At 46.9% G+C, this 15,197-nt stretch carries 13 protein-coding genes; 5 read left to right on the plus strand and 8 right to left on the minus strand.

Annotated elements, in window-relative coordinates:
• Positions 1 to 79: 79 nt before the first annotated feature.
• The 6 genes from AABW11_RS06780 to AABW11_RS06805 form a co-directional block, all read right to left on the minus strand.
• Positions 80 to 838 carry a tetratricopeptide repeat protein gene (locus AABW11_RS06780; RefSeq protein ID WP_340104040.1) on the minus strand — a complete coding sequence of 253 codons (759 nt, stop codon included), beginning with the start codon at positions 836 to 838 and terminating at the stop codon, positions 80 to 82.
• 209 nt (positions 839 to 1,047) lie between these two features.
• The gene (locus tag AABW11_RS06785; RefSeq protein ID WP_340104041.1) at positions 1,048 to 1,587 is read right to left on the minus strand and encodes an RNA polymerase sigma factor; all 540 of its coding nucleotides are present in this window, start codon (positions 1,585 to 1,587) and stop codon (positions 1,048 to 1,050) included.
• A gap of 91 nt (positions 1,588 to 1,678) precedes the next feature.
• Positions 1,679 to 2,392, minus strand: a complete 714-nt coding sequence (radC, locus tag AABW11_RS06790) for a RadC family protein (RefSeq protein ID WP_340104042.1) — start codon at positions 2,390 to 2,392, stop codon at positions 1,679 to 1,681.
• Between the two features lie 307 nt (positions 2,393 to 2,699).
• Positions 2,700 to 2,909 (minus strand): helix-turn-helix domain-containing protein, encoded by a 210-nt coding sequence (locus AABW11_RS06795; RefSeq protein WP_340104043.1) that lies wholly within the window; start codon positions 2,907 to 2,909, stop codon positions 2,700 to 2,702.
• Positions 2,910 to 2,978: 69 nt separating this feature from the next.
• Positions 2,979 to 3,791 (minus strand): DUF2975 domain-containing protein, encoded by an 813-nt coding sequence (locus AABW11_RS06800; protein ID WP_340104044.1) that lies wholly within the window; start codon positions 3,789 to 3,791, stop codon positions 2,979 to 2,981.
• Positions 3,792 to 4,152: 361 nt separating this feature from the next.
• The gene (locus AABW11_RS06805) at positions 4,153 to 5,328 is read right to left on the minus strand and encodes a phosphorylase family protein (RefSeq protein WP_340104045.1); all 1,176 of its coding nucleotides are present in this window, start codon (positions 5,326 to 5,328) and stop codon (positions 4,153 to 4,155) included.
• A 20-nt stretch (positions 5,329 to 5,348) separates the two neighbouring features.
• Between AABW11_RS06805 and AABW11_RS06810 the strand changes: the two genes are divergently transcribed.
• The 5 genes from AABW11_RS06810 (at position 5,349) to tnpA (ending at position 10,700) form a co-directional block, all read left to right on the plus strand.
• A complete protein-coding gene (locus AABW11_RS06810) occupies positions 5,349 to 5,909 on the plus strand; it encodes an NUDIX hydrolase (protein WP_340104046.1) in 561 nt (186 codons plus the stop codon).
• Between the two features lie 132 nt (positions 5,910 to 6,041).
• Complete coding sequence (locus AABW11_RS06815) at positions 6,042 to 6,515, plus strand: peroxiredoxin (RefSeq protein WP_340104047.1); 474 nt, start codon at positions 6,042 to 6,044, stop codon at positions 6,513 to 6,515.
• Between the two features lie 9 nt (positions 6,516 to 6,524).
• Entirely contained in the window at positions 6,525 to 9,074 is a 2,550-nt protein-coding gene (topA, locus tag AABW11_RS06820) for a type I DNA topoisomerase (protein ID WP_340104048.1), read from the plus strand.
• A 36-nt stretch (positions 9,075 to 9,110) separates the two neighbouring features.
• Entirely contained in the window at positions 9,111 to 9,725 is a 615-nt protein-coding gene (locus AABW11_RS06825; RefSeq protein WP_340104049.1) for a hypothetical protein, read from the plus strand.
• A gap of 519 nt (positions 9,726 to 10,244) precedes the next feature.
• Entirely contained in the window at positions 10,245 to 10,700 is a 456-nt protein-coding gene (gene tnpA, locus AABW11_RS06830) for an IS200/IS605 family transposase (protein ID WP_340104050.1), read from the plus strand.
• Between the two features lie 111 nt (positions 10,701 to 10,811).
• Here tnpA and AABW11_RS06835 read toward each other — a convergent pair whose 3' ends face one another.
• Together AABW11_RS06835 and AABW11_RS06840 are read right to left on the minus strand one after the other, a co-directional pair.
• A complete protein-coding gene (locus tag AABW11_RS06835; RefSeq protein WP_340104051.1) occupies positions 10,812 to 13,745 on the minus strand; it encodes a BamA/TamA family outer membrane protein in 2,934 nt (977 codons plus the stop codon).
• 52 nt (positions 13,746 to 13,797) lie between these two features.
• Positions 13,798 to 14,739: a hypothetical protein gene (locus AABW11_RS06840; RefSeq protein WP_340104052.1), complete on the minus strand. Its 942-nt coding sequence runs from the start codon at positions 14,737 to 14,739 to the stop codon at positions 13,798 to 13,800.
• Between the last annotated feature and the right edge of the window lie 458 nt (positions 14,740 to 15,197).

Consider the following 15,197-nt stretch of genomic DNA (forward strand, 5'->3'; position numbering starts at 1 on the left):
GCGGGTATGCCTTGTTATGTACGAACCTTAAAAAACAAGCCCTCAATGATTGGTGCTGATGATGATGTACCATGGAATACTATTCCAGCCTGGAAAGCACCATTTCAGCATCCGTGGCGTGCAGGCCGGAGCCAGATGCAAGTCGGTTGAGCGTTTGAACTGCTTTATCAACTAATCTCTGTTTAAGATAAATGTTAGCGATATACCACTGACTTTTTTCATAAATAAAGTCCGGCGTTTCGGGTGTATTCAGTTCAATCACATGAGAGAAATGATTTAGGCTTTTCTCAAACCTTTTATCATTGTAGGCTAAAATTCCAAGATTGTAGAGAATTCGAATTTCCTGAAGATCAGTAATTGAACCTGTCAATAGATCACTTAGTATCTCAGATGATTGTTGTGTATCACCGTTTAGGGCTAAAGAAAGGGATCGGTTAATTTGCTGATCGAGTTGGACAACATCCGGGCTTTCATCACGGTAAATATCGCTTCCGAGCATTTGAGTGAGTTCAATTTCTGAGATTGCAAAGGACTCAGGCTCACCGTTGGTTTGAGAGGAGAATATATAGAGCATAGCTGATAACAGCAGAACTGCCGCAACAGAAAAGGCCCAGGTGGTGTACGGCCGATTTGGTTCATTCACTTGGTTTTGGTCATCAGGTCCGTCAATCCTGAAGTTTTTGTTCCGGTAAAGATCCGTAAGGTTGAGCTCGGTTTCAAAAAGCTCGTAGTTTTTGGGGTTTTTAAGGAACTCTATCCAAAGCTGGTCTTCCTCGTGGTCGCTTAATTCGCCGTTAATATAACGGGTAATTTGTCTGCTGATCTCTTTTTCTGTCATCCTTTTTATGATCTTGACAATACTCAGTGTGGGTCTTGCAAAGCCGAGCTCTTACGGGATAACCCCCGCTTTAATGAGGTTAATCCTTTACAGTCCCTATAAGTTAGCTCCATTTTATAAATTGTTTGGCAGTATACCTGGCAATGCAAGGCCTTTTATACAGGTATGATCCAATTTTAGTGGATCCCTTACACATTTTTTATTTTTATTTATAATTGTGTTTCTACGCACTTATTTAACTTGTTAATAACTCTGTGTTTCCGAGTCCAGGCATTGTTAATTGAGATATCAAAATGATCGGCCACATCTTCTGTTGATGCATTCGGAAAACTGAAAAAGTAGTTTATGAATTCTTTATATCCTTCGCGTAGCTTTTCGGTGCAGTACCTGAGAATCTCCTGATTTTCCTCGTTTACAAGCTCCCAAATTTGAACAGGTTCATGGAATGGCTGATTCACAAGGTTTTCTATGTCCTGCCGGTTTTTTTCCCTGGCCATTTTAATGTAATTATGACGGCAGGTTTTAAGCATGTAGGAGAGCAGGCCGTTTGGATTCTCAATTTCATCGGCCAGAATTTTGGTGATGATATACTCAAACATTCGTTGAATCGCGTCATCAGCATCTGCAGGGTCCGCCCCGCATTTCTTCCTCAGATATCGTTTGAGAATGATAGCAGCCTCAGAACAAAGCCTGCTTGTAGTTAATTGGTCGCCGTTTTTTACTGCCGTTACTAACCCCGAATAGTCCATGATGTTTAAGTATTTAACTCCCGATGCCGTGATCAATATAAAAGAACGCTGTAATTGCACAAATTAAAGATTGAAGGTCTCGGTAATTTTTTCACAAAAGGCCTTTGTTTCTAAAACTAACAAAGGAATCGCCCGCAATAATAATGTGGTCGTCTACCGGAATACCCATTTCCTTTGCAACTCCCGAAATTCGTTTGGTTAATTTCACATCTGCGGCTGATTCTTTCGCTGTACCTGATGGGTGGTTGTGTACAAGGAGCAAGCTATTAGCATTATTAAGAACAGCCTGTCGCATCACCTCAGCAGGCTCAACGATAGTTGCCGTGCTGCCACCGGAGCTTATCTGCCTGTACCCAACCAGTTGCTTTGAATTGTTCAGGAATCCCACAATAAATTGTTCATTATGAAGGTCACGGAGTAAAGGGCTAAAATAGGCAGCAGCGTCGTTTGGGCTGGTTATGGAAACGCGTTCTCCCATTGATGCTATTTGAATCCGCCTTGAAAGTTCAAACATCGCTTCAAGGGTGATCGCTTTAACTTTTGCAATGCCCGGGATCACCTTCACTGATTGCCAGTTCTGCTTTGATAGGTTTCGAAGGCCTCCAAAATGATCAATGAGCGCGTGCGATGTCTGAATAACATTCATCCGACGGCTGCCGGTTCTTAATAAAATAGCCAGGAGTTCTGCGTCGGCCAGGCTTCCGGCCCCGTATCGTGTAAGCTTTTCGCGGGGCTGTTCATCAGGTGACATCTCCTTCACACTTCGGCTCAAAAACTGATCTGCATCAAATTGTTCCTCACTCATAGCAATATCTATTTTTAATAGTATGAGTGAAAAAGTGAGAATACCTTACAGAAAAAGATTAATTATTTTGACTTGAGTGCTTCGATTTTAGAAAAAAGTCAAAAGTGAGAGGTGAAAAGTGATAAGACCTGTCAGCATCTACCGGATCTGACAGCGTCGTTTTAGTGTTCGTCCAAACATATCGAAATGTATGGAAAGGGAGAAGTGAGAAACGTGGATGAAAGGACCTGGCAGAGTTCGCATGCTTTTTATGCGATCCTGCAAGAGTCCGGCGCCTCTAATTTCTGGGGGGGTAACATTGAGTAAATTAGTCTTCTTCACTGAATTCCAGAATATCCCCCGGCTGGCAGTCGAGCGCCTCACAAATGGCCTCGAGTGTAGAAAAGCGAATGGCTTTAGCCTTTCCAGTTTTGAGAATTGACAGGTTCGAGATGGTGACCCCGACCTCCTCCGAAAGCTCGGTGAGGCTCATCTTTCGTTTGGCCAGCATTACGTCGAGGTTTACGATGATTGCCATGTTACATCTTGAGCTTTTGTTTGATTTTTTAAGACTACCTGATTTTTTGAGTTCACTTTCCAAATGCTCTCATATCGTCAGCTCCTGTTCTTGTTGAAGTTTCACGCCCTGATCGAAACACCAGGCAATGACCAGCAGAATCACGCCGAAAAAGAGCAGCGCCAGAGAAATATCAGGTGTAAAATTAACAGGTGATGCTCCCTCAAACCGATATTCAGAAAACAAATCAGGACGTAAAAATGCCGACCAAACCCAGATAAAAAAGGGTGCGATGAGCGTCAGCGCCGCGGTGCAATAGAGATAGATCGCATTTATTCGGGTGAAGAACACTGGTGATCGCAATCCCGCAATAAATTGCCTCAGCAGCCCTAAAATCAGGATGGCTAAAAGGAGCACGATTAGAAAATAAAGCACATTCGAACGCGCCAGCTCAATATACCGCTCTTTTTCCAGTGGCAGCGCGGGAGCTGCAAACCGAACGGGGAGAGGATCGGTTTGCTCGGATACGGTGATGCTTTTTGTGACAATTCCACCCAATCGGCTGCTCTCTGAGCTGAGATCCCGGTTGATTTTTTGGGCTGGCAGGGCCAATGAATCGGATATAGGGATTAGGTATAGATTTCTTAACGAGGAAAAATAATATCTCGATGTATCAATTCCGGCCTCTTTGTCAATAACCCGTTCAAACATAAAATTATCTGATAGAAGACTGTGAGATATGCGATAGGTAGACTTTTTGACTCCGGCCGAATCAATATCGGCATCGATAATTCCGGGTAATATGCTGTAATAGTAGACACTGGCAATTAAGCCGATCATCAAAACGGATATGATAATGTTGCAGGCCCATACGAGGATTGAAAATTTGTTTAGCAATTTCATAGCGATCTTTTTTATTCAGTTCATTCCGAATATCAACAAAAGTTTATTGATAAACAATGAATAATTATTGAATAAAGGGGAGGTACCGCAGAATTTTGATTGGAGAAGTAAGAATGTTGAAGTGTATGGAGGGAACCACAGAATATAGATTGACGAAGTAAGATTGATGAAGTGGAGGCTTATTTATGCAATTGGAATCAAAACTACATCAACAACCGTGAATCATAATTCACTAATCTGCGGTTCAAAGAGAAAAAACGATCTTGCCACCTCAAAGACCGGACGCTTCAAGGAGCTCACGCACGCTTGAAGGTCCTAACTTCTTAAATTGTCATTCCTTGTTCGGTAATATACGGTTCACTCACGACCCGCCCATCAGCGGTTCGTTAATGGCGCGAATACTCGCGTTAGGCAATCCTTCGGGGTACATCTCTTTGCTTAAGTTAATTGCATCAATGACCATCTTGAGATGCATATTTTTGGAGTTTTGGTAAAATGTCTGAGCTTCACCACTCAGTTTTGGCTTGCCATGAAGCGGTTTATCGCTTACGCACAAAAGGGTCGCAAACGGTATGCGATAACGATAGCCGTTGGTTGCCACCGTAGCCGACTCCATGTCGATGGCCACACTCCGGCTCACGTGAATCTGCTCTACTGTCCGGCGCTTGATAAACTCCCAATTTCTATTGGCCGTGGTGTAAACCGTGCCCAGCCGGTAGTTTCGCTCACGCTGGTCGAGCTGGTCTTTCAGGTAAACGTTCAGCAGGTGGTTTGGTGTGATGGGAATATTGAGCGGCAGAATTTTGTCGAGCACGCCATCTTCACGCATGAAGCCGGTAGCCAGTACAAAATCACCTATATCCTGGTGGTTTCGCAGCCCCCCGCAATGACCCACCATAACCATGGCATCCGGCCGCAGCACAGCCACGTGATCGGAAATGGTTTTTGCATTCGACGGCCCAACGCCAATATTAACGAGGCTGAAGCCTTTGTTATCCGGCATTTTGTGGTGGTAGGCCGGCATCTGAACTGCATGTTCAGGCTCCTCGCAATCCGGGAACAGATCTTTAAACACCTCCACGTGCATATCGTAATTGGTAAATAGAATGTAGCGCTGAAAATCACTGGGTTTGGTGCCGGTATAATGCTTCAGGCGGTCAAGTGAGATATCAATCCGTTCCGGGCTAAACAGGAAGAGTTTCTTTTGGGTGATATCCCACTCGTCTTCGTCAGCGTTATCAAAAATCGACGGATCGTTAGATTTAAGCCGCGGCCGGGATGGAAATATTTTTACTTCAGCCCCTTTTTCTACCAGCCTTTTCAATTCACGCGTCAGGTACCAGCGGTAGGCACTGGGTACAGCCAGTTCGCCGGTTATGATAGGGTTGTGTTCCGACCATGTCCGCTTTACGGTAACCTTAGGATAATCACCCTCCTCATAAATCTGCTCCATCATGTCGCAGGCATCTTCAATGAGATTTATGAGTTCCTCTTCGTTACTGAATGCATCTTTTGTAAATTCAATCCGTTTTTTCATGTTCAGTCAAAAAATATTCTATGTTTAAATTTACTAAGCCAAAATGGGACGTCATTAAAGATAAGAAAGTCTATGAAACTCCCATTTTTTCTCTTCATGAAAAAAAGGTGCAGCCGGATGATGGCACAGACGCAGCCAACTTTTACGTTCTGAATGCGCCGGAGTGGATCAACGTAATTGCGCTGACAGACGATAACGATGTAGTATTGGTTGAGCAGTACCGCCACGGCGTTGATGAAACAACACTCGAAATTCCCGGCGGAATGGTTGATGAAGGTGAAGAGCCAATTGATGCGGCAAAGCGGGAGCTGTTGGAAGAAACGGGCTTCGAATCGGGGAGTTGGGAGAATTTGGGGAAGGTGAGTTCGAACCCGGCTATTCTGTCAAATTTCACGCACATATTTCTGGCAACACATTGTGAAAAAACGTCTCCTCAGCAAACTGACGGGCATGAAGACATCAAAGTGCACTCGATGCCGCTGAAGGAATTTCTGAACTTTGCTAATGAAGACGTCGTACATCATTCGATTGTACTGGCCGGCGTCGCTAAATTTTTGCTGAAATACCCGAATATGGCCTGATCAAAAAGCGGGTAAAACAGTTGTTGCTCAAACATTGCGAGAATGATTATACTATACAGCTCTAATGCTGTAGAACGAAACCGGCCGTAAATTGGGTTGGATCACTTCCCATGAAAACTTAAACACAACCGTATGGTAGAGATCGGCGATAAGATAAACACAGATTTCACACTGAAGGTGGTTCAGGGTGGCGAAGAGAAAGAGGTGTCATTTGGAGACCTGCTCGATCGCCCGACAATTGTTTCCGTCTATATGCGAAACAATACAGGCGGCTGTGATAAGCAAAACCGCAGCCTGGCTGATGAGGCTGATTGGTTTGAAGAGAGGGGATACAATCTTGTGGCGCTCAGCAAAGATACCTGTGGATCGCACAAGAATTACGCAGAGAAACTTGGAATAAGCTACACGCTTGCATCCGATCCCGATTATAAATTTGCCGAGGCAACGGATTCCGTTGTTGAGAAGAAGATGTACGGAAAAACATTCGATGCCCCAACCCGTTCGGCATATGTGATTGATACCGACGGAACGGTTCTTGGCATCATCGAGAAAGTGGACACAAAAGCTCACGCTGACGAACTGAAAGAGCTTGTTGAATCATTATAAATCATTGTTATGAAAACCTTAGTTATAGTAGAGTCACCGACAAAAACGAAAACCATCAAGAAATACCTTCCAAAAGGGTATACAGTTGACTCATCGATGGGGCACATTCGTGATCTGCCATCTTCTGCAAAAGAGATTCCGAAGAAATATAAAAAAGAGTCATGGTCGAATCTTGGCATTAACGTTGATGAGGACTTTGAACCGCTTTACGTTACCCCATCAAGTAAAAAGAAAATAGTAACACGTCTGAAAAAAGCACTCAAAGAGTCGGATGAGCTGATCCTTGCGACTGATGAAGACCGTGAGGGGGAGGCGATTAGCTGGCATCTTGTAGAACTGTTGAAGCCAAAAATACCGGTGAAACGCATGGTGTTTCGTGAGATCACGAAGGAGGCGATTCAGAACGCACTCGAGAATTTTCGTGACATCGATATGAACCTGGTACACGCCCAGGAAACACGCCGTATTCTTGACAGGCTTGCCGGATACACGATTTCCCCGCTGCTCTGGAAAAAAATATCACCGGGTTTATCGGCCGGTCGCGTGCAGTCAGTTGCCGTGGAATTCCTTGTGGATCGCGAGCGCGAACGGATGCGCTTCAAGAGCGGTACCTACTACGATTTGAAGGCGGAGCTGTCGAAGCAGAAAGACAAAGCCAAATTTGAGGCAGATCTTTCACATCTGAATGACAAGCGACTGGCCAGCGGTAAAGATTTTGATGAGAATACCGGAAAGCTAAAGAAGCCGAAAAGCGTGGTGCTTCTTGATGAGGAGAAAGCTGCAAAGCTTCGCGATGAGCTTCATGAGGCAAACTGGACCGTGAGTAACGTGGACGTCAAAGAGCAGAAGCGAAATCCGTCGCCTGCGTTTATCACATCAACCCTTCAGCAGGAAGCCAACCGAAAGCTTGGCTTCAGGGCACGCGACACGATGAGTATCGCGCAGAAGCTGTATGAGCGCGGTTTGATCACGTACATGCGTACGGATTCTGCTAATCTATCAAGCCAGGCGATAAGTGCTGCACGAAATGCGGTCGAAGAAGAGTATGGTAAAGACTACCTGTTTGAACGCGTCAGAAACTTTGGTAAAAAATCGAAAGGTGCCCAGGAAGCGCACGAGGCAATTCGTCCGGCGGGCTCAAGTTTTGTGAAGCCTGAAAATGCCAAACTGAGCGGACGCGAATTTAAGCTGTACGACCTGATCTGGAAGCGTACCATTGCAACCCAGATGGCAGAAGCGCGTCTTGAGTTTACCAACGTCACCATCACCGCAGAACACAGCGATACGAAAGCCGATTTCAGAACAAGCGGTAAAAAGATACTCTTTCCGGGATTTTTCCGTGCCTATGTTGAAGGGAGTGATGATCCGGAAGCAGCACTGGAAAACCAGGAGAACTTCCTGCCTGCAATGGAAGAGGGTGAATCAATTGATATGCATGGACTGGAATCTATCAGCCACGAAACGAAACCACCGGCGCGATATACGGAAGCAACGCTGGTTAAAGAGCTGGAAAAAAGAGGCGTTGGCCGTCCAAGTACGTATGCTTCTATTATCAGTACAATACAGGATCGCGGGTATGCCAAAAGCGACGGCAAGACGCTGATTCCAACCTTTACAGCCTTTGCTGTGACGGGTCTGCTGGAAGAGCATTTCCCGGAACTGGTTGACAGCGCCTTTACCTCGGAGCTTGAGGAGAAGCTCGATCTTATCGCCAAAGGGGAGTTCGATCCGGTAAAATATCTCACCGATTACTATCACGGCGAAGACGGCCTCAAAAACAAGGTGGATACCCGGGAAGACAAAATTGATGCACAGAAAGCGCGCATGCTTGATCTGCCGCTTGATAATCTGAACGGCATGAATGTGTTTGTTGGCAAGTTCGGACCCTATGTGAAATCTCAATCTGATGGCGAAGAGATTACCACATCTCTGCCGAATGACATGGATCCGGCTGACATCTCACCGGAAAAACTGCAGGAATTGCTGAAAGCGGAAAAAGAGGGGCCGAAATCTCTTGGAAAGGACTCCGAGACCGGCGAAGATATTTATGTATTGACCGGCCGTTATGGGCCGTATGTGCAGCGCGGCGAGGTGACCGACGATAATAAAAAACCAAAGCGTGTGTCACTACTCAAAGGCATGAAGCCAGAGGATGTGGACCTTGAACTTGCGCTTAAACTTCTTGAATTACCAAGGCCGCTCGGCGAGCACCCTGAGACCGGAAAAGTTGTGAAGGCAGGCGTAGGCCGATACGGTCCGTTTGTGCTTCATGATGGTACCTTCAAGTCTTTGAAGAAAACGGATGATGTGCTGGAGATTGGCCTCGATCGGGCAGTTGAGCTACTCAAGGAGAAAAAGGGCAAAGGCCGCGGAAGTAACGCCATTGCCGATCTTGGAAAGCATCCGGAAACCGATCAGCCGATCAAAGTAATGACCGGCCGGTATGGACCGTATTTGAAATATGGCAAGAAGAACGTGTCTCTGGACAACGATGTAGATCCGGAAAAAGTAACGATGGCGGATGCTGTTCGAGTTATTGATGAAAAAGGCAAAAAATAGGGGCGGCTCGGCTTAAACGCCGCCGGCTCTCGTTCCATGAACCTGTACATTTGTGGAGATATGATGGAAAAGAAATCGGATCACATATTCAGTTATCCGCCAAACCTGCAGGAGCTGGATCTCGCTACGCTTGTAAATCTGTACCGGGAACGGGGCGAGATATTGAAAGCACGGGCCGGTAACTACGTGGCGTGTGCCATTACGAAAAAACTGCTGAAAGAGGCCAAATCGTGGTTCGGCCTCTTTTACAGCCAGGGCGCCTGGGATTCTCTCCTAACAAAAAGTTCGGATGGCTACCCGCTCACAGAAGCCGAAATGAATGCACTTGGCCTGGTTTATTCAAACCGCAATGAGCCGCCGCACCGTGAATTCGTTGAGAAAAATATTGGCGTGTTGCCCAAACTCGCCTACCTGATTATTAACGACATCAAACAGTTTGGGTTCATCAAAGAGGACGAAAACGGTTTTCTGATGATTGCTCCATCCGGCGAAAAAGCCCTGCAAGGCATTGCCAAGCATATGTATGGAAAACCATTTACCGAAGAAATGCTCATATCCTTTCAGCAGGCACATGATGTAGAGGTTCAGCCCAAGGGAAAAAGAAAATCCGCTGCCCGCCAAAAAGATGCCGATCAGACAAGTTTGTTTTGATTAGAGTCTGATAAGCTTTACAACCGATGGAGAGTGTTCCATTTGACGAACCAGAATCTCAGATCCGCAATGTCTCAAAAAGACATTGCGGATCTTGGTACTGGCAAGCAAGACATGGTATTTCTCGGTCTAATTCCATTGTTCATCAACACATACACATTTCTCGTCAAAATCTTCACTTAACAGTGGTAATATAAATACCATGTCTCTCCGCACCGAGACAATAATTGCATTACCCAGACAAGTAGCCCACAATCAGACGCTGGGAGGAGCGCCATAAAGCGGCGCACGCTGCCAGGTCTTGGCCTTGGGTTTAGAATGGAGTCCATTAAGCTAGACGCTGACAGGAACTCACTCCGTTCGCACGCTGTCAGGTCTTTTGAGAACTAAAATCTCAGATCCGCAATGTCTCAAAAAGACATTGCGGATCTTTAATGGTTTTGGCATGAACTCCCTGTGGTCTTGCCACAGGGATGAAATGTCGTTGCGCGGAGCGCAAAAAAGGGATAGGTTTGGGATGTGGTTGATACAACAGGGGACATATGGAGATGGCATCATAACGTTTCGGAATGCTATTATCATCTTCAGATGACGGTAAAATATCGAAGAAATTTATTTACTGAAGAGATTGAGCAGGTGATTTTGGAGGTGATGGAAGGATTCAAGGAGCGCTATGAAATTGAGGTGCACACAGTGGGTTTTGATAAGAATCATGTGCATGTGTTGTGTAGATTTTTGCCAAAGTATTCAGGCGGGCAAGTAGTGAGATTGATGAAGAGTATCACCGCGCGGGAGGTGTTCCGGCGAGTCCCGAGTGTCAAGCAGTGGTTGTGGGGCGGGGAGTTTTGGTCCGACGGGTATTATATAGCGACGGTGGGTGGCAGGGGAGACAAGAAAGTGATTGAGGAGTATATCAAAAACCAGGGCAGGCAGGAAGAGGTGGAACAACTGAAGCTCTTTAAATTTGAACCTTAATCGGTCACTTAGACATAGCATTTCTCTCAATTGTATCTTGATCTCTCCGTCTTACTATTTTAAATGCTGCAGTGAAGCTCATCAACAGCAATAGAAATGCCATGTCTTCTACTAAAAAGGCACAACGGCTTTTACTCTGTAGTAAAGATCATAGTCTGCATCCGTAAACAGCTCCTGAGCTGGCTGGGCGATGCCTAGGGCGTGCGTGAAGCCAACCCCAAAGACCGAGATTCTGTTTTTGATTTCGGCGCCGGCGCCCCAGCGGGTTTCGGTTCCGGTGGAGCCGTCAGACCGACGCGCGTCCCAAACAGCGCCGGCATCTGTGAACAGAGCCAAGGCTGTGGAACCAAGGGAGACCAATCCTAGTAACTCAGTTTGCAGTGATGGGAGAAAAGGCATGCGGTACTCCAGGCTGCCAAACGCCACCTGCTTCCCGGCCACGAACTCGCGATAGCCGCGCACCCGCTCCGCCTCGTTGAACAGCACAAACGGCACTTCGCCCGGTAGGTTCAGGTCGATGTTATCGTACTTCGAAAACCCGATGTAGTTTTGCGGCAGCGGATCGCCCCACTGCGCCTGCAGACGAACATGCGTATATATCCGATGCAGCCCAATTGCCGGAAATACACTGTATGAATTGAGATCGGCGGTGAGGTATCGAACATCGGAGCCCAGGATTTTTTCAGATCCCGTCAGGCTCATGCTCACTCCTGACCCGTCAAGCGGATGGATAGCATTGTTTCGCCATGGGCGCTGCTGCTTGAGGTTCCAGCCAATCCTGAGGTCAGTTTGACGCCCTCTCTGAGGTGTGGGCAGGGCAAACGACCCATCAAACTCATCTCTGTCGTATGGTTTGATCAGGACGTGGCGCAATCGGGCAAAGATGTTACCCGACTGGTAAGGCGCTTCGAGTGCATCGAGCGGCCAGCGCGCGTTGATCTCGCCACCAATCGCCTGCTCAACCAAAAACCGATCACCATAAAACCGGGCGCTTTCAGGCAGCTTGTATAGTGTGAGTCCCAGGAATGGGTAAAAATGGTTGTTCAAATAGGCAAGTGACCCGTAGGAATCACTTCCGGGATCAGCAGCCGAGAGCCATCCCAGCGCAGAAATCGTATGTTTTCCAAGCGGCTCCACCCAATTGGTTGTGGCAAACAGACCGTAGTCATCAGGACCAGCGTAATAAGGCAGTGCCAGGCTTCCGGCATGGGTGATGTTGTCGAACGAGTTGTAGGAGTAGCGGCTTTCTACCAGTGAAGCATTAGGCTCGATCATCGAGGGTATCTCTGACGGCGGCTGATGATCGGTCCATTCCGTGTAATTCTCTGGCACGCTGATGTCTGTGACAAATGGCGTTCTATCAGCATCAATCCACCATGCGTTATCGCGACGTTTGGTTTCGCTGGCGTTGATCAGAAGCTTTTCGGTCTGAAGGGAATCGTCCTTGGTGATCCATCCATACACGTCGCCGCCCGTGAACAGGTTCGTGACCCGCCGTTCTTCACCCGTCGCCAAGTTATAGCGATACACATTCGGGACATCATCGCGCAGGGAGGTATAGGCAATCGATTTGCCATCCGGGCTCAAGACCGGTTTCCGGTTGTCAATATCACCATCACCCAAAACAGTCTCCTCACCTGTTTCCTGATTAATCAGAACCAGGTTTCGGTTGCCGTCCGCATCAAACCGGTGGACCAGCCAGCTGTTCTCCGACGGCACTTTCATCAGCCAGAGGAGCTGAACATCGTCGGTGTAGTCTGTGATTCTTGTTTCTTCTCCTGTTTCCAGATCCATCAAAACAAGGTTGCCGGTCCCGTTTTCGTTGACGATATAGGCAAGCGTGCCGCCCTCAAATCCCTCAACCGGAAAACGCGCGCGACGGCTATTTGTGAGCCGGCGCTCCTGTTTTGTATTCACATTCAGCGCGTGGATATCATTAATGATTGACGAGTAGTCACCACGCACTTTCCGTGAATAGTACAGCGTGTTTCCATCGTCACTCCAGCTCAGGTCGGTGTTGATGGCACCCTCTGCCATAATAGTTGACTGACGGATTGAATCGTTTGCCACCTTGTAAAGGCGCCGAACGGGACGTGCGAGTGATGTGAGCGACAGTACCGCGATCTGGTCTCCATCAGGGCTGACGGCCATATCGTAATACACTTGCCCCGGAAGAGAAAATGGATCGGTATCGAGTGAATCGGTTCGCTCCATCTGGCCGGCAATCGTATTATAGTAAACGTTCATATGCTTGCGCCATTCGTCCTGAAACGAGCTGTATCCCCCGTCTACAACCTCATCAAATGCATTATAAAAATCGTGCCGCTCCCAAAATTTAAGGAAAGGCTCGCGATAGCTGAGGAGCTCTGCAAGCGTGCTGTCGCCATGTGTTTCGGTGAAATACCGAAGTTCGGAGTTGCCTACTGCGTACATGAGCCGGCCGTTTTCTGCTGACCGGCCGTCGTTAAAGTTGGGGCTGCTATCGAAGATTGCCTTTCGGAGGTAGCGATCACCGCGCTGACTATCCCATTTCTCTGTTTCGTATTGGGCAATGCCCTCAGTCCAGGCTCGCGTGAGTGGAGTACCCACCGCAAAATTCCAGATCCCGAGGTTGGTCCAGATAGCGTTATAGTGAAAGATATGGCCCAGCTCGTGTGCAACCACCTTTCGCAGCCATTTTTCATTCCCGGTCCAGATCTCGCTGTAGTCGTTCGTATTCACCCAGATGTTAGTGTATCCACGGTCGATGGGAACCGCAAACCCGTTGTTGATCTCATCTTCATCAGACAAGTAGATCCGTATTTTATCCTCGAACTCGACGTTGAGATTGCTGCTTAATGCCGCATATGACTCTTCTGCGATGGGGGCAACTTCGTTTTCGATTCCAGACAATCGCTCCGGATACATAATCTTGAAATGCTCCGTTTCGGCGACCTGCCAGTTGAGCTCAGGGTGATTGCGACCATTGTTGGCATTAAAACCTTGGGCAGACAGATCAGAAATGAAAAGGCAGAACAGGCAGGCGGTTAAAATCGTCTGTTTCATGAGTAGCTTTATAGTGATGAAATCGTAGTGTGGGGTTTGTAAGCAGTACTAATTATGACCGGTCGCGATTGCGAGACCTGGCTGAATTTGATTCACGATCAGTTTCATTCTCTGCATCTTCTATTTCAATATCACCCAGAGAAGCTGACGATGTTTCTTTTTCTGATGCAGCCTCAGCTTGCGATTTCTTCTGAGGCTGGCCGATCAGACCGGCGAGATCACGGGCGACTGATTCAACTTCAGTGCGGTACTTTTCCTCGGTGTTCGATTTCGAATCTGAAAATTTCTTCTTAATCCAATCCGAGTTTTTTGAAATCAGAATTTTAGTACCAAAAAAGACAGCTACCGCAACTATGGAATTGACAAAATAGTTTATGGGCAGTGCAAATAGAGTAACGAATGCCGCGATAAAGGGGATGTAGGGCAAAAATCCGGTAATGGAATCTGTGTTTCCAAAGCTTGTGCCATATATGTTTTTTTTGGCTACCCGAATCCTGATTTTATCGTCTCTAGGCTGAATAAGCACCCGAATATCTTCAGTTCCCATTTCACTTAGCTTTTGCCATTCAAAACTTTTACCGGTTCGCTTCACTTTACTTTGCTGGTCGGTATCGAGCGAGGCATCGTTCATGATGTTGTCCATCCAGTTCACTTTTTCGTGAGTGGCGTTATAGCGATGGTTCAAGTCGGCGATTACCAGGTCGGCAAGATCATCTGTAAAATCTCCATCAACCCACTGCTCAGCAATGACCTCATTATCCTTAACCGTTGATATGGAATTATTTAGTTGAGGATCCCCGGAGAGTTCACCAGCAGCTCTGCGGACATTTTCCGGGTCGAGACCGGCATCTATCGCGATCTGGGAGAGTTCATCAAGATTGAGTCCCGGGGCGCCATCAATAGATTCAAACTCTTGCGACTGCTTCGATTCAAGCTCGGCCGCCCGCTTGAAAATCTTGGCAACTTCTTTCTCACTATAATTCTCTTTGGGCATTTCTTGGTGGTGTTGGATCAGGAATAAAGCGTGAAGTATAAAAGTAATAAGCTACGGGAAAAATCCAACATGGTTGCGGATATAATTTGTGCAGTCATCCCGGCCAACGAGCCGGGATCTCCTAATTATGGTCTAAATATAATTTTACCAAAGGCATAATTTACATTTGTAGAAAAAAATGGGAGATGCCGGATCAGTGTCCGGCATGACGTTGGAAATCAAAGATAACAACCCAAACCCACCCCTGACAGCAAAAGTATTGCGTTGCAATCTTTTGCTGGCCTGTCCCCTCCCGAGAGGGGAGGGTTTATGGAGCCAGATTAGAAAAGTTGTTCCTATACTAAGATATTTGCGGAAATGGGAGATGCCACGCTAAAACGTGGTATGATGTTCCATCCAATAAGCAAAATCATGTCATCGCGGGCTCAGTCCCGCGATCTACCATCTTTACAAAAGGG

This window comes from Rhodohalobacter sp. 8-1, assembly GCF_038150125.1.
GTDB lineage: Bacteria > Bacteroidota > Rhodothermia > Balneolales > Balneolaceae > SW132.